The following is a 26,041-nucleotide window of genomic DNA, read 5'->3' as shown; positions in this document are numbered from 1 at the left end:
CGGAGACCGCCCCCATGAAGCAGCTTGTCGCGTTCGACCTCGACGGAACGCTGGCCCTCAGCAAACAGCCGCTTCTGGAGGATATGGGCGAGGCGCTGGCCGACCTGCTCGGCGTGGCGCATGTGGCGGTGATCTCGGGCGGGGACTGGCCGCAATTCCAGAAGCAGGTCGCCTCGCGCCTGCCCGAACGCGCCGACCGGTCCCGGCTGTGGCTGATGCCCACCACCGGCACCAAGCTCTACACCTTCAAGTCCGACTGGGCGCCCGTCTACGCCGAATTGTTCAGCGACGTGGAACGTCGCGGCATCATCGACGCCTTCGCCGCCTCGCTCGCCGCGACCGGGTTCAAGCCCGAGCGGACCTGGGGCGAGCAGGTCGAGGATCGGGGCAGCCAGGTCACCTTCTCCGCGCTCGGCCAGCAGGCCCCGCTGGAGGAGAAGGAGCATTGGGACCCCGATTTCGCCAAGCGCAAGGTGATCCAGGCCGACCTCGCCGAACGGCTCCCCGGCCTGTCGATCAACATGGGCGGCGCCACCTCGATCGACATCACCCGCGAGGGCGTCGACAAGGCTTATGGATTGAAGAAGCTTCGCGACGCGAGCGGCATTTCGCTGGAGGCGATGATGTTCATCGGCGACGCGATCTTTCCGGGCGGCAACGACTATCCCGCCAAGACCCTGGGCCTCGACACCGTCCGCGTCCGCGATCCGCAGGAGACCATCTCCGTGATCGCGGCGATCGTCGCCTGCGGGAAATGATGGTCAGCTCAACCGGTCGATCGCCTCCGGGCTGAGCGAGCCGGGGATGATCATCACCGGCACCGCGAGCGCGCCCGCGTCGGTGCCCGCGAAATGCGCGATCAGCGGGCCGGGGGCGCCGGTCGCGGCGGCGCCGAGCACGAGCGCGGCGATATCAGGGTTGGCGGCGATCAGCTCGCGGATGATGCGGGGACCCTCGCCCTGGCGCACGGTGATGGAGGGACGCAGCCCCGATTCCTCGATGATCGTCCCCGCCGCCCCCGCGACCAGTCCTTCGGCGTGGAGGCGGGCCTCCTCCTCGATCGTCGCCTGGATGCCCCCGAACGCGATGAATTCCTGCGGGGGCACCAGCGCCAGTATCTCGACCCCGCCGCCGGTCTTCACCGCCCGCCGCGCGGCGAAACGCAGCGCGATGCCCGATTCGGGCGTCTCGTCGACGACCACCAGATAGATGCGCATGTGCCCGCCCCCTCGGACCAAGATTGGCGCGGCGCGAACGGCGGCGCAAGGGCGGCCGTCGGGATCGGCGGCTTGACGCGCGCGAGGGGCTGGGCTTGTGAGGGTGGCGCTTCACTCGCCCGAGGTCCTCCCCATGCCGACGCCCATCAAGATGCCCGCCCTCTCGCCGACGATGGAGGAAGGGACGCTCGCCAAATGGCTGGTCAAGGTCGGCGACGCGGTGAAGTCGGGCGACATCATGGCCGAGATCGAGACCGACAAGGCGACCATGGAATTCGAGGCGGTCGACGAGGGGGTCATCGCGTCGATCGACGTGGCCGAGGGCACCGACGGGGTGAAGGTCGGCACCGTCATCGCCACGCTGGCGGGGGAGGATGAGGAACCGGCTAAGACCGCGGCGCCCACGGCTCCCCCTGCTGGCGACGCCGCGCTGAAGGATCAGGGCGCGGTCGAGCACCCGGTCGAGCAGGCCGAGGATCATGGCCGCCCGCCCGTGACCGGCCCCGCCTCCGCGCCCACCGCCGATCCCGACAAGCGGCAGGTCGGCGCGCACGCCACCGCCGCCACGCCCGACGCCCGGAGCGGCGACCGCGTCAGGGCGAGCCCGCTCGCCCGCCGGATCGCGGCCGAGCGCGGGGTCGACCTGGCGGGGGTCACCGGATCGGGGCCGAACGGGCGCATCGTGCGCGCCGATGTCGAGGGCGCGGAGACCGGGACGAGACCGGCGGCGGCTCAGGCGCCCTCGTCGTCGGACGCGGGCATGGCCGCGCCGGCCGGGCCGCACGCTGCGGCTTCGCCGAAGCCTGCGGCCATCCCCGACATACCCCACGAACTCGCCAAGCTTTCCAACATCCGCAAGACGATCGCCCGTCGCCTGACCGAGTCGAAGCAGACCGTCCCGCACATCTATCTGACGGTCGATGTCGGCCTCGACGCGCTGCTGAAACTGCGCGGCGAGCTCAACGCGGCGCTGGAGCCGCGCGGGGTCAAGCTGTCGGTCAACGACCTGCTGGTGAAGGCGCTCGCCGCCGGCCTGATGCAGGTGCCCAAGTGCAACGTCATGTTCACCCCCGACCAGCTGGTGACCTTCAAACGCGCCGACATCTCGGTCGCTGTGTCGACGCCCACCGGGCTGATCACCCCGGTGGTGACGGAAGCCGACACCAAGCCGCTGTCCGCCATCGCGACGGAGATCAAGGACCTCGCCGCCCGCGCCCGCGACAACAAGCTCAAGCCGGAGGAGTACCAAGGCGGCACCGCGTCGATCAGCAACATGGGCATGTACGGCATCACCCAGTTCGACGCGGTCATCAACCCGCCCCAGGGCATGATCCTGGCGGTGGGCGCGGGCGAGAAGCGCCCTTGGGTGATGGAGGACGGCAATTTGGGCGTCGCGACGATCATGTCGGCGACGGGCAGCTTCGACCACCGCGCGATCGACGGTGCCGACGGGGCGGCGCTGATGCAGGCGTTCAAGACGCTGTGCGAGCATCCGCTGGGGATGCTGGCCTGACATGCGACGGACGCTCGTCGAACTCTTCTTCCTCGCGCTCGGTCTCCTGGCCGGCTTTGCGCTCAGCTGGGCCTGCGCGTGGAGCTACCCGGTGGGCGCGGACATTATCTGGACCTGCGGCGGGCTGGCGATGCTCGCGACGATGCTGATGGGCGTGGGACCGCTGCGCCGTGCCTGGCGCGCGGACCGGGCGGGCGCATGAGCGACCGTCCGCCCGACACCGCGCCGACGATCCGCGTCACCGCCATGCCCGCCGACGCCAATCCTTATGGCGATATCTTCGGCGGCTGGCTGATGGGGCAGATGGACCTGGCCGCCGGATCGGTCGCGTCGCGCCATTGCGGCGGCCGCGCGGTGACGATCGCGACCGGGGCACCCCGCAAAGTATTACTTTGCGGGGTGCCCACCGAGGAGATGAAGTTCCACCGTCCCGTCTTCGTCGCGACGAGCTGTCGGTCCACGCGACGCTGGTGCGCGTCGGGACCACGTCGATGACGGTCGAGGTCGAGGGGTGGCGGCGCGGGCGGCATTCGGAGGACGCCTACCGCGTGACGCAGGCCCGCTTCACCTTCGTCGCGATCGGCGAGGACCGCCAGCCGCGGCGGGTGCCGGGGATGGCAGGGTGATATCTTCAAAATCTGCTACCGCTTCACACGGTCGTTTGGCAGTGAAGACGACTGTTGCCGTCCTGCTCTTCATGCTGCTCTCGCTAACCCCGGCCTACTTGTTAGAGCATCTTACCGGCGTTGAGATCGGCGCTGTAGCTGTCGTCGGGCTGTTTCTTCTTGCGGTACCGATAGCGATCGCCGTGATTGGCTTAATAGTATTCTGCTGTAGCCGCGAGATGACAATCGATCATGCGCGGATCGAAGTTCCTCGTCCGCCCTGGCAACCAGCTGTCGTACTCGCTTTAGCTATACCGTTACTTGTCGTCGCACTCGGCGATCCCTTGAAGCTGATCGATGTGGCATATCTGGCTTGGGTAGGCGCGGCGCTTGGCGGGAGCGCCGGGCTGGCGAATTTTTATATTCCGGAAATGAGAGACAATCGTCATGCCTGACACCTTCGACCTCGTCATCCTCGGCTCCGGCCCGGGCGGTTACATCGCCGCGATCCGCGCGGCGCAGCTGGGGATGTCCGTCGCCATCGTCGAGCGCGAGCGGCTGGGGGGCATCTGCCTCAACTGGGGGTGCATCCCGACCAAGGCGCTGCTGCGGACCTCGGAGATCTACCACTATATGACCCATGCCGACGCCTATGGCCTGTCGGTCGAGCGCGCGTCGTTCGATCTGGGCAAGGTGGTCGAGCGCAGCCGCAAGGTCGCGGGCCAGCTCAATGCGGGCGTCAAGGGCCTGATGAAGAAGAACAAGGTCAAGGTGTTCGAGGGCGTCGGCAAGCTCACCGCGCCCGGCAGGCTGTCGGTGGCTCAGGGCGACAAAACCACCGACATCCAGGCGAAGAACATCATCGTCGCCACCGGCGCGCGCGCGCGCGACCTGCCCTTCGCCAAGGCGGACGGCGAGCGCATCTGGACCTACCGCCACGCCATGACGCCGCCCGTGATGCCGACCGAGCTGCTGGTCATCGGATCGGGCGCGATCGGGGTCGAGTTCGCGAGCTTCTATTCGGACATGGGCGCCAAGGTCACGATCGTCGAGATGCTGCCCCGCATCCTACCCGTCGAGGACGAGGAGGTGTCGGCCTTCATGGAGAAGCAGCTGACCAAGGCGGGCATCGCGATCCGCACGGGCGCGGGGCTGGAGGCGCTGACGGCCGGCCCGGACGGCGTGACCGCCCGCATGAAGGGCAAGGACGGCCAGGCGGCGGACGAGAAGTTCTCCCACGCCATCGTCGCGATCGGCATCGTGCCCAACACCGAGGAGATCGGCCTGGAGGCGCTCGGCGTCGAGACCGAGCGCGGGCACATCAAGACCGACGCATACGGCCGCACCAACGTCCCAGGCGTCTGGGCGATCGGCGACGTGACGGGCGCTCCCTGGCTGGCGCACAAGGCGAGCCATGAGGGCGTGGTCGCGGTCGAGGCGATCGCCGGGCTAGACCCGCACCCGATGAACACCGCCAACATCCCCGGCTGCACCTATTCGCGCCCCCAGGTCGCCAGCGTCGGCATGACCGAGGCCAAGGCGCGTGAGGCGGGTTATGAGCTGAAGGTCGGCAAATTCCCGATGATCGGTAACGGCAAGGCGATCGCGCTGGGCGAGGCGGAGGGCTTCGTGAAGACGGTGTTCGACGCGAAATCGGGCGAGCTGCTCGGCGCCCACATGGTCGGCGCCGAGGTCACCGAACTGATCCAGGGCTATGTCATCGCCCGCCAGCTCGAATCGACCGAGGCCGAGCTGATGGAAACGGTGTTCGCGCATCCGACGCTGTCCGAAGCGATGCATGAAAGCGTGCTGGGCGCCTATGGCCGGGCGCTACATTTCTAGGCCGCGGCAGGCCGACAAGGCGCAGCCTTATCGGCCGACCAAGCCGCGGCCCGGCCGCCGGGCGTCCACGCCCGTTCGACGACGCGGGATTTACTCCCGCGTCCGACCGCGCGGGTCCCTAGTCGCCCCGGCCTTGACTCGCAGTCCCGCTTCCCGCGGCAGCCAGCGGGAAGAAGCGGGACCCTGGGTCAAGCCCTGGGTGACGGAACGAGATTGGTGAACGACCCTTCGCCGATCGCCGACGTGGCGCTGGTCCGCTCGCTCCTGGTCGAGGCGGCGCGGGCGGGGGAGGCGATCAGCTATTCCGAGTTCCTCGCGCGGCTCGGCCTGGCCTTTTCGCGGCCCAAGATGCGCGCTTTGTGCCGCACGCTCGACCGGATCGACCAGGATGGCGGCGCGCGGGGCGAGCCGGGGCTGGCGGTGCTGGTCGTGCGCGAATCGGACGGACTGCCCGGCCAGGGCTGGTGGGCGGGCTGGCGCGCGGCCGAGCTTTGCTGGGAAAGCAACTGGACGGGGCCGGCGGCGAAAGCGTTCGTCGCCGCGGAACAGCGGGCGGCGTTCGACTGGTGGCGGGATCGATGACGAACGCGGTTGCCAGCGCCGGGCAAAGGCTGGAACATATGGGTCCCGGACGGCGCCGGGGACGGAACAGGGGACGGCTATGCTGAGATATTGGGGCGCGGCGCTGCTCGCCGCCGGGACCGCGACACCGGCCGCCGCCGACACGGTGGTGGTGGTGACCGCCCGGCACCTGCTCGACGTCGAGAGTGGCCGGACGCTCGAGGATCCGGTGGTGGTCGTCACCGACGGGCGGATCGCGTCGGTCGTGACGCGCGGCGGGGCGCGGCCCGACATCCCCGCGAACGCGCGCCGGATCGATCTGGGCGAGGCGACGATCCTGCCCGGGCTGATCGACATGCACGTCCATCTGACCAGCAACCCGAAATATGGCGGCTATACCGGCCTGCAATTCACCGACAGCTTCTGGATCGCGCAAGGGGCGGGCAATGCCGGGCGGACGCTGCGCGCGGGCTTCACCACGGTGCGCAATGTCGGGTCGGACGGCTATGCCGATGTCGGGCTGAAACAGGCGATCGAGGAGGGCTGGATCGAGGGTCCCCGCATCGTCCCCGCCGCCTATGCCCTGGGCGCCACGGGCGGGCATTGCGACGAGACCTTCCTGCCGCCCTCCTTCGCACGCACGTCGCCCGCCATGGGCGACTCCCCCGACGAGCTGCGCAAGCGCGTCCGCGAGCAGCGCAAATACGGCGCGGAGGTGATCAAGGTCTGCGCGACCGGCGGCGTGTTCAGTCGCAACACCGCGCCCGGCGTCCAGCAGCTGCGCGAGGAGGAGCTGCGCGCGATCGCCGAGGAGGCCCATTTCTGGAAGCTCAAGACCGCCGCCCACGCCCACGGCGCCGACGGCATCAAGGCGGCGATCCGCGCGGGGATCGACACGATCGAGCATGTGAGCTTCATCGACGCGGAGGGCATCGCGCTCGCCAAGGCCCGCGGCGCCTGGCTGGGCTTCGACGTGTACAACACCGAATATACGCTGGCGGAAGGCGCGAAGAACGGCGTCCTGCCCGAGAACATCGCCAAGGAACGCGCGGTGGGGACGCTCCAGCGGGAGAATTTCCGCGCTGCCGCGAGGGCGGGCGCGAGGATGATCTACTCGACCGATGCCGGCATCTATCCGCACGGCGACAATGGCAGGCAGTTCGCGGTGATGGTGCGTTTCGGCCTGGCGCCGATCGACGCGATCCGGTCGGCGACCTCGAACGCGGCCCAGGCGCTGGGACGTACCGGCGATGTTGGCGCGATCCAGGTCGGGCGCTACGGCGACATCGTCGCGGTGGAGGGCGATCCGACGCGCGACGTGACGCTGCTGGAGCGGCCGGTCGCGGTCATCAAGGGCGGGGAGCGGGTACGATGATGGCGTCGGGGCCCGGCACCTCGCCCTTCGCCCTGCTCTGGCCGACCTTCGCGCTGGTCGCGCTGATCATGGGCGTCTGGCTGACGTTGATGGTCCGTCGTCTGCGCCATGTGAAGAAGAACCCGCCCACGCGCGAGACCTTCGCCAGCGGCGACGCCGCGCGGCGCTATTTCGAGCCGGTCGAGACGCCCGCCGACAATCTTGCCAATCTGTTCGAGATGCCGGTGCTGTTCTTCGCGCTGGTGCCGCTGCTGCTGATGTTCCGCCAGGTCACGACCGCCCAGCTGATCCTCGCCTGGCTGTTCGTGATCCTGCGCGCGGCGCACAGCCTGATCCATCTCGGGCCCAACGTCGTGAAGTGGCGCTTCCAGGTCTATCTGGCGTCGGCGGCACTTCTTTTCGCCATGTGGATCGGCTTCTTCGTCGACGCGCTCGCCGGCTCGCGGCTCTACGCGATCCATTCGGGGTTGATGGCCTAGCGCCGGCGCGGCCCCCCGCTAGGCCGCCGCCGAATCGCTCCAGCGCCGCTGGTTCGCCAGGTCGCGTGCCTCGGCGATGGGCAGCGGGCGCCCGAAATAATAGCCCTGGACCTTCGAGCAGCCGAGTTCCTGCACCATGTGATGCTCGCTCTCGGTCTCGACGCCCTCGGCGGTGGTCGCCATGCCCAGGCTCTTGGCGAGGGCGACGACCGCGCGGATGATCGCGATCGCCTCGCGCACGCCCTTGGACGCGCTCTGGACGAAGCTGCGGTCGATCTTGATCGTCGAGAAGCGGGTGCGCGACAGATAGCCCAGCGACGAATAGCCCGTGCCGAAATCGTCCAGGCTCAGCCGGACGCCCAGGTCGAGGATGCGCTCCAGCGTCCGCACCGCGCCCGTGCCCTCGCGCATGAAGACCGACTCGGTGACCTCCAGCTCCAGCCGGTCCGCCGACAACCCGCTATTGGCGAGCGCGGAGGTGACCACCGTCAGGAAATTGGGATCGTGGAGCTGGTCGGGCGACACGTTGACCGCGACGCGCACGTCCGACGGCCAGCGCGCCGCTTCCTGGCAGGCCGTGCGCAGCACCCATTCGCCGATCGGCGCGATCAGCCGCGCTTCCTCGGCAAGCGGCACGAACTTCACCGGCGAGATGGGGCCATATTCGGGGTGGATCCAGCGCAGCAGCGCTTCGAACCCCGTGAGCCCGCCGGTCCCGGCGTCGACCACGGGCTGATAGACCAGATGCATCTGTCCCTGCTCGACCGCGACGCGCAGCGCCATTTCGAGACGGCGGCGTTCTTCGGCTTCGACGTGCAGCTGCGGCTCGTACACATGATATTTGCCGCCGCCCGCGTCCTTGGATCGGTAAAGCGCCAGGTCGGCCGACCGGATCAGCATCTCGGCGGTTCGCCCGTCGCGCGGGCCGAAGGCCAGGCCGACGCTGGCGCCGATATACAGCGTGTGCTGGTCGACCTCATAGGGACGCGACAGGGTGTGGATGATCCGTTCGGCGGTGCGCTCGACCGCCTGGGGATCGCCCGCATCGCGGACCACGACCGCGAATTCGTCGCCGCCGAGGCGGCCGCAGAGTTCGTTGGCACTCATCAACTGGTCCAGCCGCTCGGACACGCGGCTGAGGAGGCGGTCGCCGAGCGGATGGCCCAGCGTGTCGTTGACCGCCTTGAACCGGTCCAGGTCGATCATCATGAACGCGCACCGGCCGCCCCATTTGTCCGATTCCGCCATGGCGCGGGCGAGCGTCTCGTTGATCAGCAGGCGGTTGGGCAGGCCGGTCAACGTGTCGTAACGGGCCATGCGGTTGATCTTGTCGGCGGACGCGCGCTGCTCCGTGACGTCCGACCCCACGCCGCGAAAGCCGCAAAACGCCCCGCGCTCGTCGAAGCGAGGCGAGGCGGCGATCTCCCACCATCGCTCCTCGCCATCGACGTTGACCGGCAGGCGCAGGTCCCGAAAGCTGTCGCGCGCCTTCAGCTTCTCGGCCAGATCGCGCAATCCGGCGGCGAACGCCCCCGATTCCCAGGCCGGCCCGGCGAGCAGCTGGAGCAAGGGCATGCCGTTGATCGTGACGGGATCCATCCCGCAGGCGAAGGCGAAGCGCGGGCTGGCCTTGATGACGCGCCGCGCGGCGTCGGTTTCCCAAAGCCAGTCGGCGCCTGCCTCCTCGAACTCGCGAAGCAGCAGACTGACGGTTTCGTCGCGTTCGGCGAGGGCGATCTGACCGGCGCGGATCATCACAAGCGCGCGCGCGCGGCTCAGGCAGCCGAGCATCAGGAGCGCGGTGAACAACAGGGTGGCGCCGCTGGCGGCATAGGCGCCCGACAGGCCCAGCTTGACCGCCACGGCCAGGCCGGTGCCGCCGACAAAGGCCAGCGTGGACAGGGCCAGCGGCGCCATCGCCACCGCGCCCGCGGTCATCAGGACGGACAGCACCATCCACAGGCCGTAGCTGGAGCCGGTGCCGGCGTCCGCGAACAGCAGCGGCGGGATCGACCAGACGACCGCGAGCCCCAGTCCCTCGAAACCGGTATCGCGCAGTTCACGCAATGAGGCATAGCCGCCGTCCTGGTGATGGGCGCGCAGCCGCCGCACCGCGACCGTCACCGCCACGAGCGCGGTGACCCCGCTCCAGGCACCGAGCAGCCACAGCGGGACGCTTTGGGCCAGAAACCCCGCCGTGACTCCCGCCGCCAGCAGGTTGGCACCGAGCAGGAACAGCGCGAGTTCGCGTCCCGCCCTGAGCTGCGAGGCGCGAACGCGTCCCCATTCCGCGGGGTCGGCACCCTCGCGCAGACCGACCAGGGTGCGGAAGTCTACCGGGACGGGGCCGGCGGCGGGGGCTGCATCGGTGTTCACCCGGACGGTCGTAACGCGCGTTGGTTAGCGGTTCGTTGGCGCGTCGGGGAGTTGTGTCGATTTTGGTGGTTAACGGCGTTTCCGGGGCGGACACGCGGGCGCGACCTTACGCCGCGCGCACCTCATAAGGGCGGATCTCGCCCGTCAGATACAGGTTGCGCGCCTTGGTCCGGCTGAGCTTGCCCGAGCTGGTGCGGGGCAGGGTACGCGGCGGGATCAGCTCGATCACGCAGTTCATGCCGGTCACCGCGCGCACGCGCTCGCGAATCGTGTCGCGCAGCCGCAGCCGCTCGCCTTCGTCCGAGCTGCGGCACTGGACGAGCACGGCGGGCGTCTCCTCGCCGCCGGGCGTCGTGATCGCAAAGGCGGCGATATCGCCCGCCTTGAAACCGGGAAGCTGTTCCACCGCCCATTCGATGTCCTGGGGCCAGTGATTGCGGCCGTTGACGATGATCATGTCCTTGGCGCGGCCGACGATGTAGAGATAGCCGTCCGACAGATAGCCCATGTCGCCCGTGTCGAGCCATCCGTCCGCCAGGCACGCCGCCGTCGCGTCGGGATCGCGGAAATAGCCGACCATGACCGACGGCCCCGAACACCAGATCTTGCCGATCGCGCGCTCCGGCAGGGTTGTGCCGTCCTCCTCGCGCACCTCGACGCGCATGTCGCGCGCGGGACGGCCGCAATTGACGATCGCGCGATAGCGGCGTGGATGGCCGTTGTCGTTGGCGATCCCGGGATCGCGGCCCGACAGCTCGGTCTCTTCGACCAGCTCCATCCGGATGCCCTCGCCCGGCGGCATGATCGACACCGCCAGCGTCGCTTCGGCCAGGCCATAGGAGGGTAGAAAGGCCGACGCCTTGAACCCGGCATCGGCGAAGGCGTCCACGAACGCCTGCATGACGTCGGGGCGGATCATGTCGGCGCCGTTCCCCGCCACGCGCCAGCGCGACAGGTCGAAGCGATCGGACGCGCGGGTCTGGCTGGACATGCGGCGCGCGCAGATGTCGTAGCCGAAGGTCGGCGAATAGGACATGCTTGTCCCGGCATTACGGCTGATGAGGTCGAGCCAGGCGAGCGGTCGCCGGGCGAAATCCTCCGTTTTCAGGTAATCGGTCGACATCTGGTTGGCGACCGGGGACAGGAAGCAGCCGACCAGCCCCATGTCGTGATACCAGGGCAGCCAGGATATGCAGCGATCGGTCTCGATCACCTCCATGCCGTGGCTGTGCGCCGCGAGGTTGTTGAGCAGCGCGCGATGGGTGATCGCGACCCCATGGGGAAAGCGCGTCGAACCGCTGGAATATTGCAGATAGGCCACCGCGTCCGGGCTGGCCTCCGGCAACATCGCCTCCGGCGCGTCGCGGGTCGCCAGTTCGGCCCAGTCGATCGCCGTCACCCCGCCGAGCCGCGCCGCCTCGCCCGCCATCTCGCCCAGTTCGGGCGGATAGACGAGCAGCACGGGATCGCAGCTGGCCAGCTGGGTGCGGAGCTGGTCGATATAGCTGTCCTTGCCCCCGAAGGAGGTCGGGAGGGGCAGCGGCACGGGCCAGGCGCCGACATAGACGACCGCGAAGAACAGGGCGGCGAATTCCGGCCCCGTCTCGGCGATCAACGCGACGCGGTCCTCGGGTCCGACCCCCGCCGCGACGAGCCGGCGGGCCGTCACCAGTGCGTCGTCGCGCAGCTCGCGGTAGGTGTAGGCGCGGACCAGCATGCCGCGCGCGTCGTGGAAGTTCAGGCCGCGCACGCCCGTCGCCGCGTAATCGAGCGCATCGCCCAGCGTCGCGAAATCGGCCAAACGGCGTGGAAGCCGATCCGCACTGGGCGTCGGCGCGAGCCGTTCATCGGCTGGCCCGGTATCGGTACGCTGCTCGATCGTCATACCCGGTTCTTCCTGTTCGACCCGTGTGCGTGGCTGTCTGTCGAGCTTCATCATCGCCGATACGCGGACATCCGATTTGTTTTCGGTTGGCAAACTCCGACTCCACTGTGGCACAAACATGGCGCATGCGCACCGAACGCCGCCCCGCTCCTCCGCTCGACCGCGACAAGCTCGATCGGCTGGCGCTGCGTTATGTGGAACGGTTCGCGACCACGCGCGGCCGGCTGGCCGATTATCTCCGCCGCAAGATCCGCGAACGCGGGTGGGAAGGCGAGCCGGCCGACCCCGACGCGCTGGCGGACCGCATGGCCGAACTCGGCTATGTCGACGACCGCGCCTTTGCCGAAGCGCGCGCGCGGTCGATGGGCAGGCGCGGGCTGGGCGCACGCCGGGTGGCCGATGCGCTGCGTCATGCACGCGTCGGGGCCGAGGACGCCGAGGCGGTCGCGCCCGAGGTGGAAGAGCGGGCGCCCGAGGCCGCCTTGGCCTTTGCCCGACGCAAGCGGATCGGCCCCTATGGGCCGGCGCCCGCCGACCGCGAGACGCGGGCCAGGCAATTGGCCGCGATGGCGCGCGCCGGTCACTCCTACGACCTGTCGCGGCGCATCGTCGACCTGGGGCCAGGCGCCGATGTCGATCCCGACGAGTTGCGCTAAGCAGCGAGAATTGTTGCGAGACGGTGAGCGGGTCGGTAACGATACGCGACGGGGGATTGAAGCATGGGCGACCTGACCTCTGCCGCAAGCGGACAGCCCGCCGCGTCCGACGGCGCGGCGGCGCCCCTGCGCATGGGCGGCGTGATCAAGTGGTTCGACGTGACCCGCGGCTTCGGCTTCGCGGTCGCCGACGACGCCGATCTGGGCGACGTGCTGATCCACTTCTCCGTCCTCCAGCCGCTCGGCCGCCGCAGCCTGCCCGAAGGCGCGCGGATCGAGGCGCTGGTCGTGCGCCGCGATCGCGGCTTCCAGGCGCGCGAGATCACCGCGCTCGACCTTTCCACGGCCGTCGAGGAACCGCTCCGTCCGCAGCGCCCCAGCGATCGTATCGATCCGGTCGGGCTGATCGATGCGGCGGGGCCGTTCGAACCGATGCTGGTGAAATGGTTCAACCGGCTGAAGGGCTATGGCTTTCTGATCCGCGCGCGCGACGGGGCGGATGTCTTCGTCCACATGGAAACGCTGCGCCGCGCCGGGCTGACGGCGGTCGAGCCCGACCAGCCGATGCGCGCGCGCGTCGTCGAGGGCCGCAAGGGTCCGTTGGCGGTCATGGTCGAGGCGCCGGAATGACCGTCGCGGTCAAGGCGATGCTGGCCGGCCTGCTGGCGCTCGGCGTCGGCGCGGGCGGCGTCGCCTATCTGCGCGACGCCCCGGCCACGGACGCGACCACGACCGAGACCGTCGCGGTGACGATCGCCGGCGCGGGCGGCGCGCATCGTTTCCTGGTCGAGCTCGCCGATACGGCGGCCGAGCAGAGCCGGGGCCTGATGTACCGGACCGACCTGAAGCCGGACGGCGGTATGCTGTTCGCGCCCTATCCGCCCGAAGGTGGCCCCCCGCGCGACGCCAGCTTCTGGATGAAGAACACGCCTTCCTCGCTGGACATCGTCTTCATCCGCGCCGACCGCAGCATCGCGCGCATTGCCGAAAATACCGTGCCGCTGTCGGAACAGCCGGTCGCCTCGGGCGAGCCCGTCGCCGCGGTGCTTGAAGTGCCCGGCGGGCGGATGGCGGAGCTGGGCCTGGCGGAAGGCGACCGGGTCGACTGGGCCCACCCGAAACGGTGACGCGCGGTTGAAGGGTGCCGCCAACGCGGGTAAGCGCCGGGGCATGGGCATCCTCGCATCGATCTTCACCTGGTGGAACGGCGCCACATTGGGCACGCACCTGGCGCTCCGCAACAAGAAGCGGGTCGGCGACGACGAGCTCGGCAACGTCTATTACGAGGGCGCACCCCGGACCGACGGGCGCAACCAGCGCTGGGTCATCTATCAGGGATCCAACGACGCCAGCCGGGTTCCGCCCGAATGGTTCAGCTGGCTCCATCACCAGCTCGACGACGTGCCGTCGATCTCCATGCCGCCGGCGCGGCCGTGGCAAAAGCCGATGGCGGCGAACATGACGGGCACCCCGCTCGCCTATCGTCCGCGCGGCGCGTTGGAGAAGGGCGGCCAGCGCGCCGCCTCGGCGGGCGATTACGAAGCCTGGACGCCCGAGGGATGATCGGGAGCGGGGCCGCCACGGCGCGGGTCGCGGCGGCGCTGGTCGGGGTGGCGGTGATCGGGGCGGGCGGCTGGTATGGTTACCAGGCGCTCACCGACCGCAAGGCGCCCGCGGCGGTGCAGGTCCTGCCCGCCGGGGCCGCAAGCGGCGGCGAGGTGATCGGCGAGGTCGAGACCGTCGCCGCGGGCGACGCGCAACCGGTCGATACGGGCTCTACCCCGATGCGCGAGCGCGTGGCGGTGCTGGGGCTGCTCAACAAGCGCAACGGCCTGGCCCGCGACGTGACGCTCAGGCCGGGCCAGGCGGTCCGCCTCGGCGACACGGTGGTGCGCCTGCGCGCCTGCGAGCGGACCGCGCCCTGGGAGGCGGAGGAGCTGACCGGTGCGTTCGTCCAGTTCGACGTTCGTGAAGCCGATCAGCGATGGAAGCGCGCATTTTCGGGGTGGCTGTACAAGGAACGGCCGGGGCTGAACGTCGTCCAGCATCCCGTCTACGATGTCTGGACCAAGAGCTGCACGATGGCCTTTCCCGACACGGGCCCCGACACGGTCGTGCTCGACGCGGGACCGGCCGCCGGTAGCGCGCCGAGCCGGTCAAGCGCGCCGAAGTCGCCCGCGCCGGCTCCGGACAATATGAGCGAACGGCCATCGGCGCCCGACAGCGCGGCGCCCAGCAACGCGATATAGCGTTTCCGACCGATCTCGACCGCGCCCAGGCTGGCGAGGTGATCGGTCTGGAACTGGCAGTCGAGCAGCGTGAAGCCTCCGGCCCGCAGACGCGCGACGAGCCAGGCGAGCGCGACCTTGGAGGCGTCGGTCGCGCGGCTGACCATCGACTCGCCGAAAAAGGCGCGGCCCAGCGCGAGGCCGTAAAGACCGCCGACGAGCCGGTCGCCGTCCCAGCATTCGATCGAATGCGCGAAGCCGCGCGCATGGAGCGCGACGAAGACCTGTTCGATATCGCTGTTGATCCAGGTCTCGGGCCGGTCGTCCACGGCCTGGGCGCACAGGCTCAGGACGTCGGCGAACGCCTTGTCGGCGGTGACGCGGAAGCGGTCGGCCGCGACGACCTTGCGCAGCGAGCGCGACAGGTGGAAGCCGTCCAGCGGCAGGATCGCGCGGCGGCGGGGTTCCACCCAGTGGACGCCCGCCGCGTCGCGGTGATCGGCCATGGGGAACACGCCGACCGCATAGGCGCCCAGCACCAGATCGGGGTCGAGCGTGACCGCGCGGATGCTCATGCCCGGGCGGTCAGCCGGCCAGGCGTCGTTCGACCGCGCGCCACACGCCCAGAAAGGACTGCGCCGCCACCGAGCGGGGCGCAAAGGCGCCCAGCGGCGTGCGGGCGGCGGCTGCGGCCTCGGCGTCGCTGGCCATGGCCACGATCGGCCATTCGGGTTCGGCCCGAAGCGCTTCCGCATGGAGCCGGCGGCGGCGATCCACCATCGAGTGGACGGGAAGCACCGGCGTCCGCCCGCGCAGATGGTCGAGCACCTCCTGATAGGCGCGGGTCGACAGCGCGGAGGGTGTGACGGGCACGACGACGAGATCGGCCGCGCGCATGGCCTGGTCGGCCGTCTCCGTCAGTCCCGGCGGGCAGTCGAGCAGGACGCGATCATGATCCAGCCCGTCGATCAGACGGCCCAGCCGCTTCTTCTTGTCCAGATCGTGAAGCAGATGGTCGAGGCCGCGCAGCGACGCGTCGGCGGGAAGCAGGTCCAGCCCCGGATAGGCGGTCGGGCGCACGAGCTGGGCGGGCGCGATATCGCGCGAGAACACCGCCTGGGCCCGGTCGCGCCGCCGATTCTCCGGCCGGTCGTCGTACAGGATCCAGCTCGCGGCGGCTTGCGGATCAAGGTCCCAGAGCAGGGTGCGGCGCGACGATCCGACCGCCGAGGCCCAGGCCAGATTGACGGCGAGGGTGGTCTTGCCCACCCCGCCCTTCAGGGAATAGATCGCGACGGTTGCCATCACGGCCGACCGTGCCGCGACGCTCGCCCGTGTGCAAGCGTCGCGGATAGCGGCATCAGCCGCGGCAGCTCTGGGCGGGCTTGCCCGGCGTGGCGAGGGTGACCGTGTCGGGGCCGCCCGTCAGTGAATAGCCGCCCTCGGCGGTCAGGGGTTCGCCCGCCGTTGCGGCGCGCAGCGTGGTGGGCGTACCGCCTTCCTCCGTACGCAGGACGGCCTGCTTGTCGCCTTCGAAGAAGGTCACATAGGCGAGGCTGTTGTCCTTGCAGCGCAGGGTCTTGTCCGCCTTGATCGCGGGGGGCAGCTCGACGGGGGCGGCGTTGGCGAGCTGGTTGGCCATGGGATCGGGGTTGGTGTCGATCACCTCGGTGGCGGGTTGCTGACAGGCCGACAGCGCGAGGAGCGCGGCGGCGGCGGGGAGGAGGATGGCTTTCATGGCGCGGCGGCGCTTGGCGGACCCGCGACGTTGCGTCAACCAGCGTCAAGCGGAGCTTTAGCCGCCCCGCCAAGCCCTTGGCTTGCCCGATTCGCGCGCCGGGGCCATTGACGCCGGGATGTACACGATCCCCGACACGCTCGCGCTCATCGGCAATACCCCGCTCGTCCGGCTCAAGGGTCCGAGCGAGGCGGCGGGCGCCGAGATCTTCGGCAAATGCGAGTTCACCAACCCGGGCGCTTCGGTGAAGGACCGCGCGGCCCTGTTCATCGTCGAGGACGCCGAGGCGCGCGGGCTGCTGGAGCCCGGCGGCACGATCGTCGAGGGAACGGCGGGCAATACCGGCATCGGCCTGGCGCTGGTCGCCAACGCCAAGGGCTATCGGACGATCATCGTCATGCCCGAGACGCAGAGCCGCGAGAAGACCGACACGCTCCGCGCGCTCGGCGCCGAGCTGGTGCTGGTGCCGGCCGCGCCCTTCTCGTCGCCCTGCCATTTCGTCCACCAATCTCGCCGCATCGCGGAGGAGACGCCCGGCGCGATATGGGCGAACCAGTTCGACAACGTCGCCAATCGCCGCTCGCACATCGTCGGCACCGCCGAGGAGATCTGGACGCAGATGGAGGGGCGGATCGACGGCTTCACCTGCGCGGTGGGGACGGGCGGCACGCTGGCGGGCGTCGGGCTGGGACTCAAGGCGAAGGACGAATCGGTGGTGATCGCGCTCAGCGATCCGCACGGCGCGGCGCTGTACGACTATTACGCCCATGGTGAGCTTCGCAGCCAAGGCAATTCGGTCGCGGAAGGGATCGGCCAGGGGCGGATCACGGGCAATCTGGAAGGGGCGCCCGTCGACAGGCAGTTCCGCATCTCCGATGCCGAGGGCTGGGAATGGGTCGAGCGGCTGCTGACGGAGGAGGGGCTGTGCCTCGGGCTATCCTCGGGGATCAACGTCGCGGGTGCGATCAGCCTCGCGCGCGAGTTGGGGCCGGGTTCGCGGGTGGTCACGATCCTGTGCGACACCGGATTCCGCTATCTGTCGACGCTTCACGACCCCGACTGGCGGGCCGCCAAGGGCCTGTCGGCCTGAGCCGATCGAAGCCCCGAAAGCGTTTGGGTCGACAAACGGACCGACCGGCGTTAATCTTGTCGCGGTTATGAAACGCCTCGCTGACGAAAAAGCGCAAGCGATGCAGCGCGTTCGCGTCGGGATGATCGGCCTAGCCGCCATCATCCTGCTGATCGGCCTGGCCTCCCTGGTCCTGTCCGGCGCGCGCGACGGCCGGGCGGATGGGGCGGCGGCGGGCAGCAACGCAGCGGTGGTGGCGACCATGGCGTCGGCCGACGACGCGCCGGGCAATGATTCGGACGAGCCGCTCGCCGATCTGGGCGTGGCGCCGGGATCGGCGAGTGTGGACAACGGCCAGAATCGCTGAAGCGCCGTTACCGGGAGGCCTGCGGGTCCGAATGGCGGTCGGGAAGGGGCACCCCAGCCTGGGCCCGACCGGGCGCCATTTGCGACAGATCCAGGCCTCCCTTCCCCAAAAATCCCGTAATATCCCGTTGCGTCCCGACGGGGTGGTTGGTACACCCGGATCACAGCGGGGCAGGCTTACTGTTTACTGGCAACAGGGTCGGATCGTGACGAGGGTCGCGGTTCGAGAACAGTGGGTCGTGCGCTTCCCAGAATTGAGGGTGGCGTGTCGGATCGGCGTTTATATCAGGGGGGAGGGCTTGGACTGGTGGACGACAAGGGTCGCGTCGCCATTCCCAACGCGCTTCGCTCGATCCTGGCCGAGAACGCGCCCCGGCCCGACGGCAAGGACGGCGGCACCATCATCATCGCGGTGCATGAGGACCAGCCCTGCCTCATGGCGTACGACCCCGCTTATCTCGTCGAGCTGAAGGACGAGCTGGACCGCCGGGTCGAGCTGTCGCGCGGGGTGGACGGCAAGGTCGATCACAACATCAAGCGCAACGGCGCGAACGGCGAAGCGGTGCCGTTCGACGGGTCCGGGCGCTTCATCATGCCGGGCTTTCCGCGCTTTCACGCAGGCATCGGGCAGCACGCCTTTTTCTGGGGCACGTTCGATTATATCGAGGTCTGGGACCCCAAGACGCTGCTCGCCACGCCGGGCGTCGCCCATGCCATGGTGTCCGCCTGCCGCTTCCACTGCCAGGAAAAGGGGATCGCGCTGTGAGCGAACTTCCCCACGTCCCCGTGCTCTTGGATGAGGTGCTCGGTGCGCTGGATCCGCGGCCGGGCGACGTGATGATCGACGCGACTTTCGGGGCGGGCGGCTATGCGCGCGCCCTTCTCGCGCGCGGCGCCGCGGTGATCGCGTTCGACCGCGATCCTGACGCGATCGCGAACGGCCGCGCGCTGGAAACGGGGTCCGACCTGCGGCTGGTGCATGACGACTTCTCCGGGCTGGAACGCGGCGTCGATGCGCCGGTCGACGGGGTCGTGATGGATATCGGCGTGTCGTCGATGCAGCTCGACCAGGGTGAGCGCGGCTTCTCGTTCCAGGCGGACGGGCCGCTCGACATGCGGATGAGCCGCGAAGGCCCGAGCGCCGCCGATTTCCTGAACGAGGCGGACGAGGCGGAGATCGCCGACGTCATCTATGCTTACGGGGACGAACCGAAATCGCGTCGCGTCGCGCGCGCCATCGTCGATGCGCGCCCGCTGACGCGCACGGGCGAGCTGGCGGCGGTCGTGCGCCGCGCGCTGGGTCATCGTCCGCACGACAAGAAGGACCCGGCGACCCGTGTCTTCCAGGCGATCCGCATCCATGTGAACCGCGAACTCGGCGAACTCGCGGACGGGCTGGTGGCGGCGGAACGGGTGCTCAAGCCCGGCGGCCGGCTGGCGGTGGTGACCTTTCATTCGTTGGAGGACCGGCTGGTCAAGCGCTTCCTGCGTGACCGGTCGGGTGCGGCGCCGGGCGGCTCGCGTCACCTGCCGCAGGGGCCGGGCGGTCCGGCGGCGAGCTTCGAGAAGATCGGTCCGGCCATCAAGGCCGGCGAGGACGAGCTGGCGCGCAATCCGCGCGCGCGCTCGGCGACATTGCGTACCGCGCGGCGGAGTTCGGCCGCGCCCTGGGTGGAGAAGAGCGTATGACCGCGGCGTATCGGTTGAAGGGTCTGGGCTGGTTCGCGAGCTGCACGGCGATCGTGCTCGGCTTCTACCTGGTATCCCTCCAGGTCGCGTCCGAACGGAACAAGCTCGACGCGCTCAACGGCCGCATCCGGACCGCCGAGCGCGACATTCGTGCGCTCGAGACCGAGTTCGACACGCGCGCGAACCTGCAGCAGCTCGAACGCTGGAATGGCGACATCCTGGCGCTCTCGGCGCCGGTCGCGGGCCAGTTTGTACGGAGCGAGGCGCAACTGGCTTCGGTGAACTTCGACGGGGTGGTGCCGCTTGGCGGGGCGGAGATGAAGACGGCGGCTCTGGTTGTGCCGTCAATGCCCGCGCTCGCGCCCGTCGAGGCACCGGTGGTGGTCGCGTCGATCGGCCCGGCGGTTCAGCGGACGCCCAGCACCCCGGCGACCGCGCGCCGCAACGACGGTGCACCGGCCGAGGCGCCGGTCGCCATTCGAGCCAACCTGGCCGCATCGGCCGCGCCTTCGGCCAAGCTGCAGCGGGTGGCGATGCTCGACGACGGCTTCTTGGCGGATCTCGGCGCGGCGGCTCGGGCCGAAGCGGGACGTCGGTGACGCTGATCCTCGCCCGGCCGATCGCCTCTCAGCGCCGCACCGCGGGTCAGCGGCATGCGCTGGTCGCGGTCGCGCATATGCGCCTGATGATGCTGATGCTGCTGTTCGGCACGGGCGTGACGCTGGTGATCGGGCGGCTGGCGATGCTGGCCCTGCTGTCTGGCGGCGAGGCGCGGGCGGGAATGCTGACGGAGGCGCCGCGCGGCGACATCGTCGACCGCAACGGCCAGCCCCTCGCGCGCACCATCGACGCCTGGACGATCGCGGTCCATCCCCGCAAGCTGATCGGCGACCCGGCCGAGATCGCGATGAAGCTGGCCGAGCTGATGCCGGAAAAGGGCGATCAGGCCTTTTTTCACCGGCTGCTGACCAACGATGTCAGCTTCACCTATCTGCAGCGTCGCGCCTCGCCCGCCCTGGTCGAGGCGGTCAACGCCATTGGCGAGCCGGCGATCGTTTTCGACCGCGAGACGCAGCGGCTCTACCCGCAATCGACCATGGCGGCGCATGCTCTCGGCTTCCTGTCGGCGGACGGAAAAGGCATGTCGGGGATGGAACGCGTGCTCGACGAGCGGCTGACCAATCCCGCGCTCAACGGCAGGCCGGTCGCGCTGTCGATCGACACCCGCGTCCAGGCGGCGATGGAATCGGAACTCGGCCGCGCCATGACCGCCTATCAGGCGCGGGGCGCGGCGGGCCTGGTGCTCGACGTCGACACGGGCGAGGTCGTGTCGATGGTGTCGCTGCCCGTCTTCAACCCCAACCGGGTCGGGATGGCGGGGACGGAGGAACTGCGCAACAACACGGTTCAAAGCGTGTACGAGCTGGGATCGACCTTCAAGGTCATCACCGCCGCGATCGCGCTCGAGACCGGGGTGGCGGACCTGTCGCGCCGTTTCGACGCGAGCAGCGGAGCCCTCCAGGTCGGCCGATACCGGATCAGGGACGATCACGCTCAGCGGCGGTGGCTCAACATTCCCGAGACGCTGATCCATTCGTCGAACGTCGCCACGGCGCGGATCGCGGACGAGATCGGGGCCGCGCGGATGCAGGCGATGTTCCGCCGGGTCGGTTTCGATACCAAGCCCGATGTCGAGCTGCGCGAAAAGGGCCGGCCGCTATGGCCGACCTATTGGGCGCGCACCACGGTGATGACGACCGCCTATGGTCATGGCATCGCGGTGACCCCGCTCCACCTGGCGAGCGCGTACGCCGCGATGATCAACGGCGGGATCTGGCGACCCTCGACGCTGCTCAAGGTCGAACCGGGTCGCGCGCCCAAGGGCCGCCGCGTCGTCAGCGAGAGGACCAGCCGGCAGATGCGGCAGATGCTTCGCCTGATCGTCCAGGAGGGCACCGGCCGCAAGGCGGAGGCGCCGGGCTATCGCGTCGGCGGCAAGACGGGGACGGCCGAGGTCCCGCAGGCTGGCGGATATGCCAAGAACGCTAATGTCTCGACCTTCGCGGCGGCCTTTCCGATGGACGCGCCGCGCTATGTCGTGATCGCGATGATGGACAGCCCCAAGCGGGTCGAGGCGAACCAGTTCCAGACCACGGCCGCCTATACCGCCGCGCCCGTCGTCAGCCGCGTGATTGCGCGGACGGGGTCGATTCTGGGCGTGATCCCGGACGACCATGCCGATGTCGACCAGAGCGACGTCCTGCCGCTGCTGTGGCGCGCGCCGGGCGAGAGCGGGGCGCACGGCGAGTGAGACTGGGCGTCCTTACCGGTGGCGGCGAAGCGGCGACGGTGACCGGGTTTGCGATCGATCACCGCAAGGTCGCGCCCGGTACGATCTTCGGCGCCTTTCCCGGACAGCGCTTCAACGGCGAACAGTTCATCGACCAGGCCGTGGACAGCGGCGCGGTGGCGGTGGTGGCGCGTCCGGATGCGCGGGTCGAGGGAGCCGTGCATGTCGCCGATGCCAATCCGCGCGCGCGCTTCGCCCAGCTCGCCGCGCGCTTCTTCCGGCCCTTTCCCGACGTGGCGGTCGCGGTGACGGGCACCAACGGCAAGACCTCCACGGTCGAGATGTGCCGTCAGCTCTGGCGGATGGCGGGGCATCACGCCGCCTCGATCGGAACGCTCGGGGTGACGACCGCCGACGAGCGGGTCGTCACCGGACTGACCACGCCCGACATCGTCACCTTCCTATCCAACGTCGCCGGCCTAGCGCGCGAGGGGGTGACGCATCTGGCCTTTGAGGCATCGAGCCACGGGCTCGACCAACATCGTACCGCAGGCGTGGACGTCGCGGCGGCGGCCTTTACCAATTTGTCGCGCGATCATCTCGATTATCACGGCACCATGGAGGCGTATCTCCAGGCCAAGCTGCGGCTGTTCGCGGAAACGCTCGCGCCGGGCGGCGCGGCGGTGGTCTGGGCGGACGATCCCGTCGCCCGGCAGGTGATCGCGGTCGCACGGGCACGGGGCGCGCAGGTGCTAACGGTCGGCGCGGGTGGCGATACGCTCAGGCTGGTCGGCAGGACGCCGACCCTGCTTGGCCAGGCGCTGCTGATCGAGGCCGAGGGCGTGACGCACAAGGTCGACCTGCCGCTGATCGGCGCCTATCAGGCGGCCAACGCGCTGGTCGCGGCGGGGCTGGTGATCGCCACCGGCGGTCCGGTCGCGGCGACGTTGCAGGCGCTGTCCCGGCTGCAGCCCGTACGCGGCCGGCTGGAGCGCGCGGTGATCGCGCGGTCGGGGGCGCCCGTCTATGTCGACTACGCCCATACGCCCGACGCGCTGGAGGCCGCGATCGCCGCGCTCAAGCCCCATGCGGGCGGGCGGCTGATCCTGGTGTTCGGCGCGGGCGGCGACCGTGACCAGGGCAAGCGTGCCGCCATGGGCGCGATCGCGGCCCGCGACGCCGATCGGGTGATCGTCACCGACGACAATCCGCGCGGCGAGGATCCGGCGGCGATCCGCCGCATGGTGATCCAGGGCGCGATCGGCGCCCTGGAGATGGGGGACCGTCGGCACGCCATCGCGGCGGCGATCGGGGAAGCGGGACCGGCCGATATCGTGCTGGTGGCGGGCAAGGGGCATGAGCAGGGGCAGGTCGTCGGCGACCTGGTCCTGCCGTTCGATGACGTGGCTGTGGCCCGGGAGTGTGCAGGATGAGCGTGACGGAACGTAAGGCGATGTTCGAGCCTCGCAAGGACGAGGCGAAGCGGCCCAAGCTGGGCCTGAAGTTCGGCGCGGGGGACACCTCGGCGCGTCCGCTGCCCCGGGTGGAAGGCGCCAGGTGACCCTGTGGACCGCCGCCGAGATCGCGCAGGCGACCGGCGGATCGATGTCTGGGGATTTCACGGTGAACGGCGTCGCGTTCGACTCGCGCGAGGTCGGCGCGGGCGATCTGTTCGTGGCGATGGCCGGCGAGGCGACCGACGGGCACCGTTTCGTGCCGCAGGCGCTGGCCGCGGGCGCGGGCGGCGCGATCGTGTCCGCGCCGTGCGACGGACCCCATGTCCGGGTGGCGGACGGATTCGCCGCGCTGCAGGCGTTGGGCACTGCGGCGCGCAAGCGGTCGGCGGCGCGGATCGTCGGGGTCACCGGGTCGGTCGGCAAGACGTCGGCCAAGGAGGCGCTCCACGCCGCGCTCGAACGGTCCAATCACGGCCGGGTGCACCGGTCGGTCAAGAGCTACAACAACCATACGGGCGTGCCGCTCAGCCTCGCCCGGATGCCGCGCGACGCCGCCTTCGGCGTGTTCGAGATGGGGATGAACCATGCCGGCGAGCTCGCCGCGCTGACGCGGATGGTCAGGCCGCATGTCGCGATCGTCACCGCCATCGCGCCCGCGCATCTGGAGTTCTTCGCGGACGAGGCGGCGATCGCGGACGCGAAGGCGGAGATATTCCAGGGGCTGGAGCCGGGCGGCGTCGCGATCGTGCCTTGGGACAGCCCGCACCGCGACCGGCTGATCGCGGCGGCGCGGCCCCATGCCGATCGGATCGTCACCTTCGGGTTGGAAAAGGGCGCGGACGTCCATGCGCGCGAGGTCATGCGTCTCGGGCAGGGCGGCACCTTCGTCACCGCGACGCTGGGCGGCGGACGCGAATTGAGCTTCACCGTCGCGCAGCCCGGCCTGCACTGGGTGTCGAACGCGCTGGCGGTGCTGGCCGCGGTGGACGCGCTGGGCGCCGATCTGGGGCAGGCGGGACTGGCGCTGGCGGAACTGGGCGGACTGGCCGGACGCGGAAAGCGGACCGTCGTTTCGGCCGGTGACGGCGACGCGCTGCTGATCGACGAATCCTATAACGCGAACAGCGCGTCGATGCGCGCGGGTCTGGCGGTGCTGGCGGAAGAACCGGGGCGGCACCTCGCCGTGCTCGGCGAGATGCGCGAGCTGGGTGACCGGTCGGCCGCGCTCCACGCCGATCTGGCGGACGCGGTAGTCGCCGCGCGCGTCGAAACGGCGCTGCTGGTCGGCGAAGCGATGGCGCCGCTGGCGCGCGCGCTTGAGGGCAGGATCAACTTGGTGCATGTCGCCGATGCCGAAACGGCACTGGCCTCCTTACGCGATCTGCTCGCGCCCGGTGATGCGGTGCTGGTCAAGGGATCGAATGGTGTGGGGCTGTCGCGCATCGTCGCGGCGCTCGGGGGCGGGTAGATGTTGTATTGGATCGCGGAGCCGCTGGGCTTTCCCGGCGCGCTGAACCTGATCCGCTACCTGTCGTTCCGGACGGGGGGCGCGGTCGCGACCGCCTTGTTCATCGGGCTGATCATCGGGCCCAAGTTCATCGGCTGGTTGCGCGTGCGCCAGGGCAAGGGCCAGCCGATCCGCGCCGACGGGCCGCAGACGCACCTCGCCAAGCGGGGAACGCCGACCATGGGCGGGCTGATGATCCTGACCGCGCTGACGCTGGCGGTGCTGATCTGGATGGACCTGTCCAACCCGTTCGTCTGGGCGTGCCTGTTCGTCACCCTCGGCTTCGGCGCGATCGGGTTCATGGACGATTGGGACAAGGTCCGAAAATCGAGCACGGCGGGCGTGTCGGGTCGGACCCGGCTGCTGCTGGAATTCGCCGTCGCCGGGCTGGCGGCGTGGATCGTCATGCAGGAGAACGGAACGCCGCTCTATTTCCCGTTCACCGATCGCTATTATCTCGACCTGGGCTGGTTCTACCCCGTTTTCGCGGCGTTCACGATCGTGGCGTTCGGCAATGCGGTGAACCTGACCGACGGGCTCGACGGTCTCGCGACCATGCCGGTGATCATCGCCAGCGTGGCGTTCATGATCATCGTCTACCTGGCCGGCAACGCCCGCTTCTCCGATTATCTGGGCATTCCGCATGTTCCAGGCGCGGGCGACCTGGCCATCTTCTGCGGCGCGGTGGTCGGCGCGGGGCTGGCCTTTCTGTGGTTCAACGCGCCCCCGGCGGCGGTGTTCATGGGCGACACGGGCAGCCTGGCGCTGGGCGGCGCGCTGGGAACGATCGCGGTGGTGGCGCATCACGAGATCGTGCTGGGGATCATCGGCGGGCTGTTCGTGGCCGAGGCGATGTCGGTCATCATCCAGGTCTTCTTCTACAAGCGCACCGGCCGCCGCGTGTTCCGCATGGCGCCGATCCACCATCATTTCGAGCAGCTCGGCTGGAGCGAGCCGACGGTGGTGATCCGCTTCTGGATCATCAGCCTGGTGCTGGCGCTCGCCGGTCTTTCCACGCTGAAGCTCCGTTGATCGCGAGCCGGTCCTGGGCGGGGCGGCGCTACGCCGTGCTGGGGCTGGCCCGATCGGGTGCGGCGGCGGTCGCGGCCTTGGTCGCTGGCGGCGCCGAGGCGACGGCATGGGACGGCGACGCGGCCCGGCGGGATGCGGTCGAGGGTGCGGCGATCG

General features: G+C 69.7%; 28 protein-coding genes and 2 pseudogenes. 24 read left to right on the top strand and 6 right to left on the bottom strand.

Annotation, left to right across the window (positions count from 1 at the left end; all coding sequences use genetic code 11):
- Positions 1 to 14: 14 nt before the first annotated feature.
- Entirely contained in the window at positions 15 to 758 is a 744-nt protein-coding gene (locus tag VF592_RS09960; protein WP_331005473.1) for an HAD-IIB family hydrolase, read from the top strand.
- 3 nt (positions 759 to 761) lie between these two features.
- On the opposite strand, the gene VF592_RS09955 is transcribed toward VF592_RS09960, so the two are convergent.
- Positions 762 to 1,217: a universal stress protein gene (locus tag VF592_RS09955; protein ID WP_331005472.1), complete on the bottom strand. Its 456-nt coding sequence runs from the start codon at positions 1,215 to 1,217 to the stop codon at positions 762 to 764.
- Positions 1,218 to 1,350: 133 nt separating this feature from the next.
- On the opposite strand from VF592_RS09955, the gene VF592_RS09950 reads away from it, so the two are divergent.
- The 8 genes and pseudogenes from VF592_RS09950 (at position 1,351) to VF592_RS09915 (ending at position 7,592) form a co-directional block, all read left to right on the top strand.
- Positions 1,351 to 2,730, top strand: a complete 1,380-nt coding sequence (locus VF592_RS09950; RefSeq protein ID WP_331005471.1) for a pyruvate dehydrogenase complex dihydrolipoamide acetyltransferase — start codon at positions 1,351 to 1,353, stop codon at positions 2,728 to 2,730.
- A gap of 1 nt (position 2,731) precedes the next feature.
- Positions 2,732 to 2,932 (top strand): hypothetical protein, encoded by a 201-nt coding sequence (locus tag VF592_RS09945; protein WP_331005470.1) that lies wholly within the window; start codon positions 2,732 to 2,734, stop codon positions 2,930 to 2,932.
- Positions 2,929 to 3,356: pseudogene (locus tag VF592_RS09940) on the top strand (acyl-CoA thioesterase). The gene VF592_RS09945 and the pseudogene VF592_RS09940 overlap by 4 nt, the downstream one beginning before the upstream one ends.
- Positions 3,357 to 3,397: 41 nt before the next feature.
- Positions 3,398 to 3,790 carry a hypothetical protein gene (locus tag VF592_RS09935; protein ID WP_331005469.1) on the top strand — a complete coding sequence of 131 codons (393 nt, stop codon included), beginning with the start codon at positions 3,398 to 3,400 and terminating at the stop codon, positions 3,788 to 3,790.
- Positions 3,783 to 5,177: a dihydrolipoyl dehydrogenase gene (lpdA, locus tag VF592_RS09930; protein ID WP_331005468.1), complete on the top strand. Its 1,395-nt coding sequence runs from the start codon at positions 3,783 to 3,785 to the stop codon at positions 5,175 to 5,177. Before VF592_RS09935 ends, lpdA begins: the two co-directional genes overlap by 8 nt.
- Before the next feature lie 216 nt (positions 5,178 to 5,393).
- Positions 5,394 to 5,759 carry a ribose-phosphate pyrophosphokinase gene (locus tag VF592_RS09925; protein WP_331005467.1) on the top strand — a complete coding sequence of 122 codons (366 nt, stop codon included), beginning with the start codon at positions 5,394 to 5,396 and terminating at the stop codon, positions 5,757 to 5,759.
- 79 nt (positions 5,760 to 5,838) lie between these two features.
- Complete coding sequence (locus VF592_RS09920) at positions 5,839 to 7,113, top strand: metal-dependent hydrolase family protein (protein WP_331005466.1); 1,275 nt, start codon at positions 5,839 to 5,841, stop codon at positions 7,111 to 7,113.
- A complete protein-coding gene (locus VF592_RS09915) occupies positions 7,110 to 7,592 on the top strand; it encodes an MAPEG family protein (RefSeq protein WP_331005465.1) in 483 nt (160 codons plus the stop codon). Before VF592_RS09920 ends, VF592_RS09915 begins: the two co-directional genes overlap by 4 nt.
- 18 nt (positions 7,593 to 7,610) lie before the next feature.
- On the opposite strand, the gene VF592_RS09910 is transcribed toward VF592_RS09915, so the two are convergent.
- Entirely contained in the window at positions 7,611 to 9,968 is a 2,358-nt protein-coding gene (locus VF592_RS09910; protein ID WP_331005464.1) for a putative bifunctional diguanylate cyclase/phosphodiesterase, read from the bottom strand.
- Between the two features lie 106 nt (positions 9,969 to 10,074).
- A complete protein-coding gene (locus VF592_RS09905) occupies positions 10,075 to 11,853 on the bottom strand; it encodes a fatty acyl-AMP ligase (protein ID WP_331005463.1) in 1,779 nt (592 codons plus the stop codon).
- Between the two features lie 125 nt (positions 11,854 to 11,978).
- Between VF592_RS09905 and VF592_RS09900 the strand changes: the two genes are divergently transcribed.
- From VF592_RS09900 to VF592_RS09880, 5 genes and pseudogenes are all read left to right on the top strand, one after another.
- Positions 11,979 to 12,509, top strand: coding sequence for a regulatory protein RecX (locus VF592_RS09900; RefSeq protein WP_331005462.1), 531 nt, complete (start codon positions 11,979 to 11,981; stop codon positions 12,507 to 12,509).
- Between the two features lie 63 nt (positions 12,510 to 12,572).
- Positions 12,573 to 13,139, top strand: coding sequence for a cold-shock protein (locus VF592_RS09895; RefSeq protein WP_331005461.1), 567 nt, complete (start codon positions 12,573 to 12,575; stop codon positions 13,137 to 13,139).
- The gene (locus VF592_RS09890; RefSeq protein ID WP_331005460.1) at positions 13,136 to 13,636 is read left to right on the top strand and encodes a DUF192 domain-containing protein; all 501 of its coding nucleotides are present in this window, start codon (positions 13,136 to 13,138) and stop codon (positions 13,634 to 13,636) included. The genes VF592_RS09895 and VF592_RS09890 overlap by 4 nt, the downstream gene beginning before the upstream one ends.
- 43 nt (positions 13,637 to 13,679) lie before the next feature.
- Entirely contained in the window at positions 13,680 to 14,072 is a 393-nt protein-coding gene (locus tag VF592_RS09885) for an NADH:ubiquinone oxidoreductase subunit NDUFA12 (protein ID WP_331005459.1), read from the top strand.
- A pseudogene (locus tag VF592_RS09880) lies at positions 14,069 to 14,527 on the top strand (DUF2155 domain-containing protein); the annotation flags it as partial. The gene VF592_RS09885 and the pseudogene VF592_RS09880, both read left to right, overlap by 4 nt.
- Before the next feature lie 35 nt (positions 14,528 to 14,562).
- Here the strand turns inward: VF592_RS09880 and aat are convergent.
- From aat to VF592_RS09865, 3 genes are read right to left on the bottom strand one after another with little or no spacing between them, the layout of a single operon-like run.
- Positions 14,563 to 15,312: a leucyl/phenylalanyl-tRNA--protein transferase gene (aat, locus tag VF592_RS09875; protein WP_331005458.1), complete on the bottom strand. Its 750-nt coding sequence runs from the start codon at positions 15,310 to 15,312 to the stop codon at positions 14,563 to 14,565.
- 10 nt (positions 15,313 to 15,322) lie between these two features.
- Positions 15,323 to 16,042, bottom strand: a complete 720-nt coding sequence (locus tag VF592_RS09870) for a ParA family protein (RefSeq protein ID WP_331005457.1) — start codon at positions 16,040 to 16,042, stop codon at positions 15,323 to 15,325.
- 55 nt (positions 16,043 to 16,097) lie between these two features.
- Positions 16,098 to 16,475, bottom strand: a complete 378-nt coding sequence (locus tag VF592_RS09865) for a hypothetical protein (protein ID WP_331005456.1) — start codon at positions 16,473 to 16,475, stop codon at positions 16,098 to 16,100.
- Positions 16,476 to 16,593: 118 nt separating this feature from the next.
- Between VF592_RS09865 and VF592_RS09860 the strand changes: the two genes are divergently transcribed.
- The 10 genes from VF592_RS09860 to mraY all read left to right on the top strand — a co-directional run bounded on the left by VF592_RS09860 (position 16,594) and on the right by mraY (position 25,885).
- Entirely contained in the window at positions 16,594 to 17,565 is a 972-nt protein-coding gene (locus VF592_RS09860) for a cysteine synthase A (protein ID WP_331005455.1), read from the top strand.
- A 100-nt stretch (positions 17,566 to 17,665) separates the two neighbouring features.
- Positions 17,666 to 17,911 carry a hypothetical protein gene (locus tag VF592_RS09855; protein WP_331005454.1) on the top strand — a complete coding sequence of 82 codons (246 nt, stop codon included), beginning with the start codon at positions 17,666 to 17,668 and terminating at the stop codon, positions 17,909 to 17,911.
- Between the two features lie 264 nt (positions 17,912 to 18,175).
- Positions 18,176 to 18,676 (top strand): division/cell wall cluster transcriptional repressor MraZ, encoded by a 501-nt coding sequence (locus tag VF592_RS09850; protein ID WP_414714202.1) that lies wholly within the window; start codon positions 18,176 to 18,178, stop codon positions 18,674 to 18,676.
- Complete coding sequence (rsmH, locus tag VF592_RS09845; RefSeq protein WP_331005452.1) at positions 18,673 to 19,599, top strand: 16S rRNA (cytosine(1402)-N(4))-methyltransferase RsmH; 927 nt, start codon at positions 18,673 to 18,675, stop codon at positions 19,597 to 19,599. The genes VF592_RS09850 and rsmH overlap by 4 nt, the downstream gene beginning before the upstream one ends.
- A 14-nt stretch (positions 19,600 to 19,613) precedes the next feature.
- Positions 19,614 to 20,198, top strand: coding sequence for a hypothetical protein (locus tag VF592_RS09840; RefSeq protein WP_331005451.1), 585 nt, complete (start codon positions 19,614 to 19,616; stop codon positions 20,196 to 20,198).
- A complete protein-coding gene (locus tag VF592_RS09835; RefSeq protein ID WP_331005450.1) occupies positions 20,195 to 21,910 on the top strand; it encodes a penicillin-binding protein 2 in 1,716 nt (571 codons plus the stop codon). Before VF592_RS09840 ends, VF592_RS09835 begins: the two co-directional genes overlap by 4 nt.
- Positions 21,907 to 23,322: a UDP-N-acetylmuramoyl-L-alanyl-D-glutamate--2,6-diaminopimelate ligase gene (locus VF592_RS09830; protein ID WP_331005449.1), complete on the top strand. Its 1,416-nt coding sequence runs from the start codon at positions 21,907 to 21,909 to the stop codon at positions 23,320 to 23,322. Before VF592_RS09835 ends, VF592_RS09830 begins: the two co-directional genes overlap by 4 nt.
- Positions 23,319 to 23,450: a hypothetical protein gene (locus VF592_RS09825; protein ID WP_331005448.1), complete on the top strand. Its 132-nt coding sequence runs from the start codon at positions 23,319 to 23,321 to the stop codon at positions 23,448 to 23,450. Before VF592_RS09830 ends, VF592_RS09825 begins: the two co-directional genes overlap by 4 nt.
- 44 nt (positions 23,451 to 23,494) lie before the next feature.
- Positions 23,495 to 24,814, top strand: a complete 1,320-nt coding sequence (locus VF592_RS09820; protein ID WP_331005752.1) for a UDP-N-acetylmuramoyl-tripeptide--D-alanyl-D-alanine ligase — start codon at positions 23,495 to 23,497, stop codon at positions 24,812 to 24,814.
- Positions 24,815 to 25,885 carry a phospho-N-acetylmuramoyl-pentapeptide-transferase gene (mraY, locus tag VF592_RS09815; RefSeq protein WP_331005447.1) on the top strand — a complete coding sequence of 357 codons (1,071 nt, stop codon included), beginning with the start codon at positions 24,815 to 24,817 and terminating at the stop codon, positions 25,883 to 25,885.
- Positions 25,886 to 26,041: the final 156 nt, after the last annotated feature.

This window comes from Sphingomonas sp. (assembly GCF_036388435.1).
Taxonomy (GTDB): Bacteria; Pseudomonadota; Alphaproteobacteria; order Sphingomonadales; family Sphingomonadaceae; genus Sphingomonas.
Note: the sequence above shows the minus strand (reverse complement) of the source record. Positions and strands in the feature narration are given on the sequence as shown.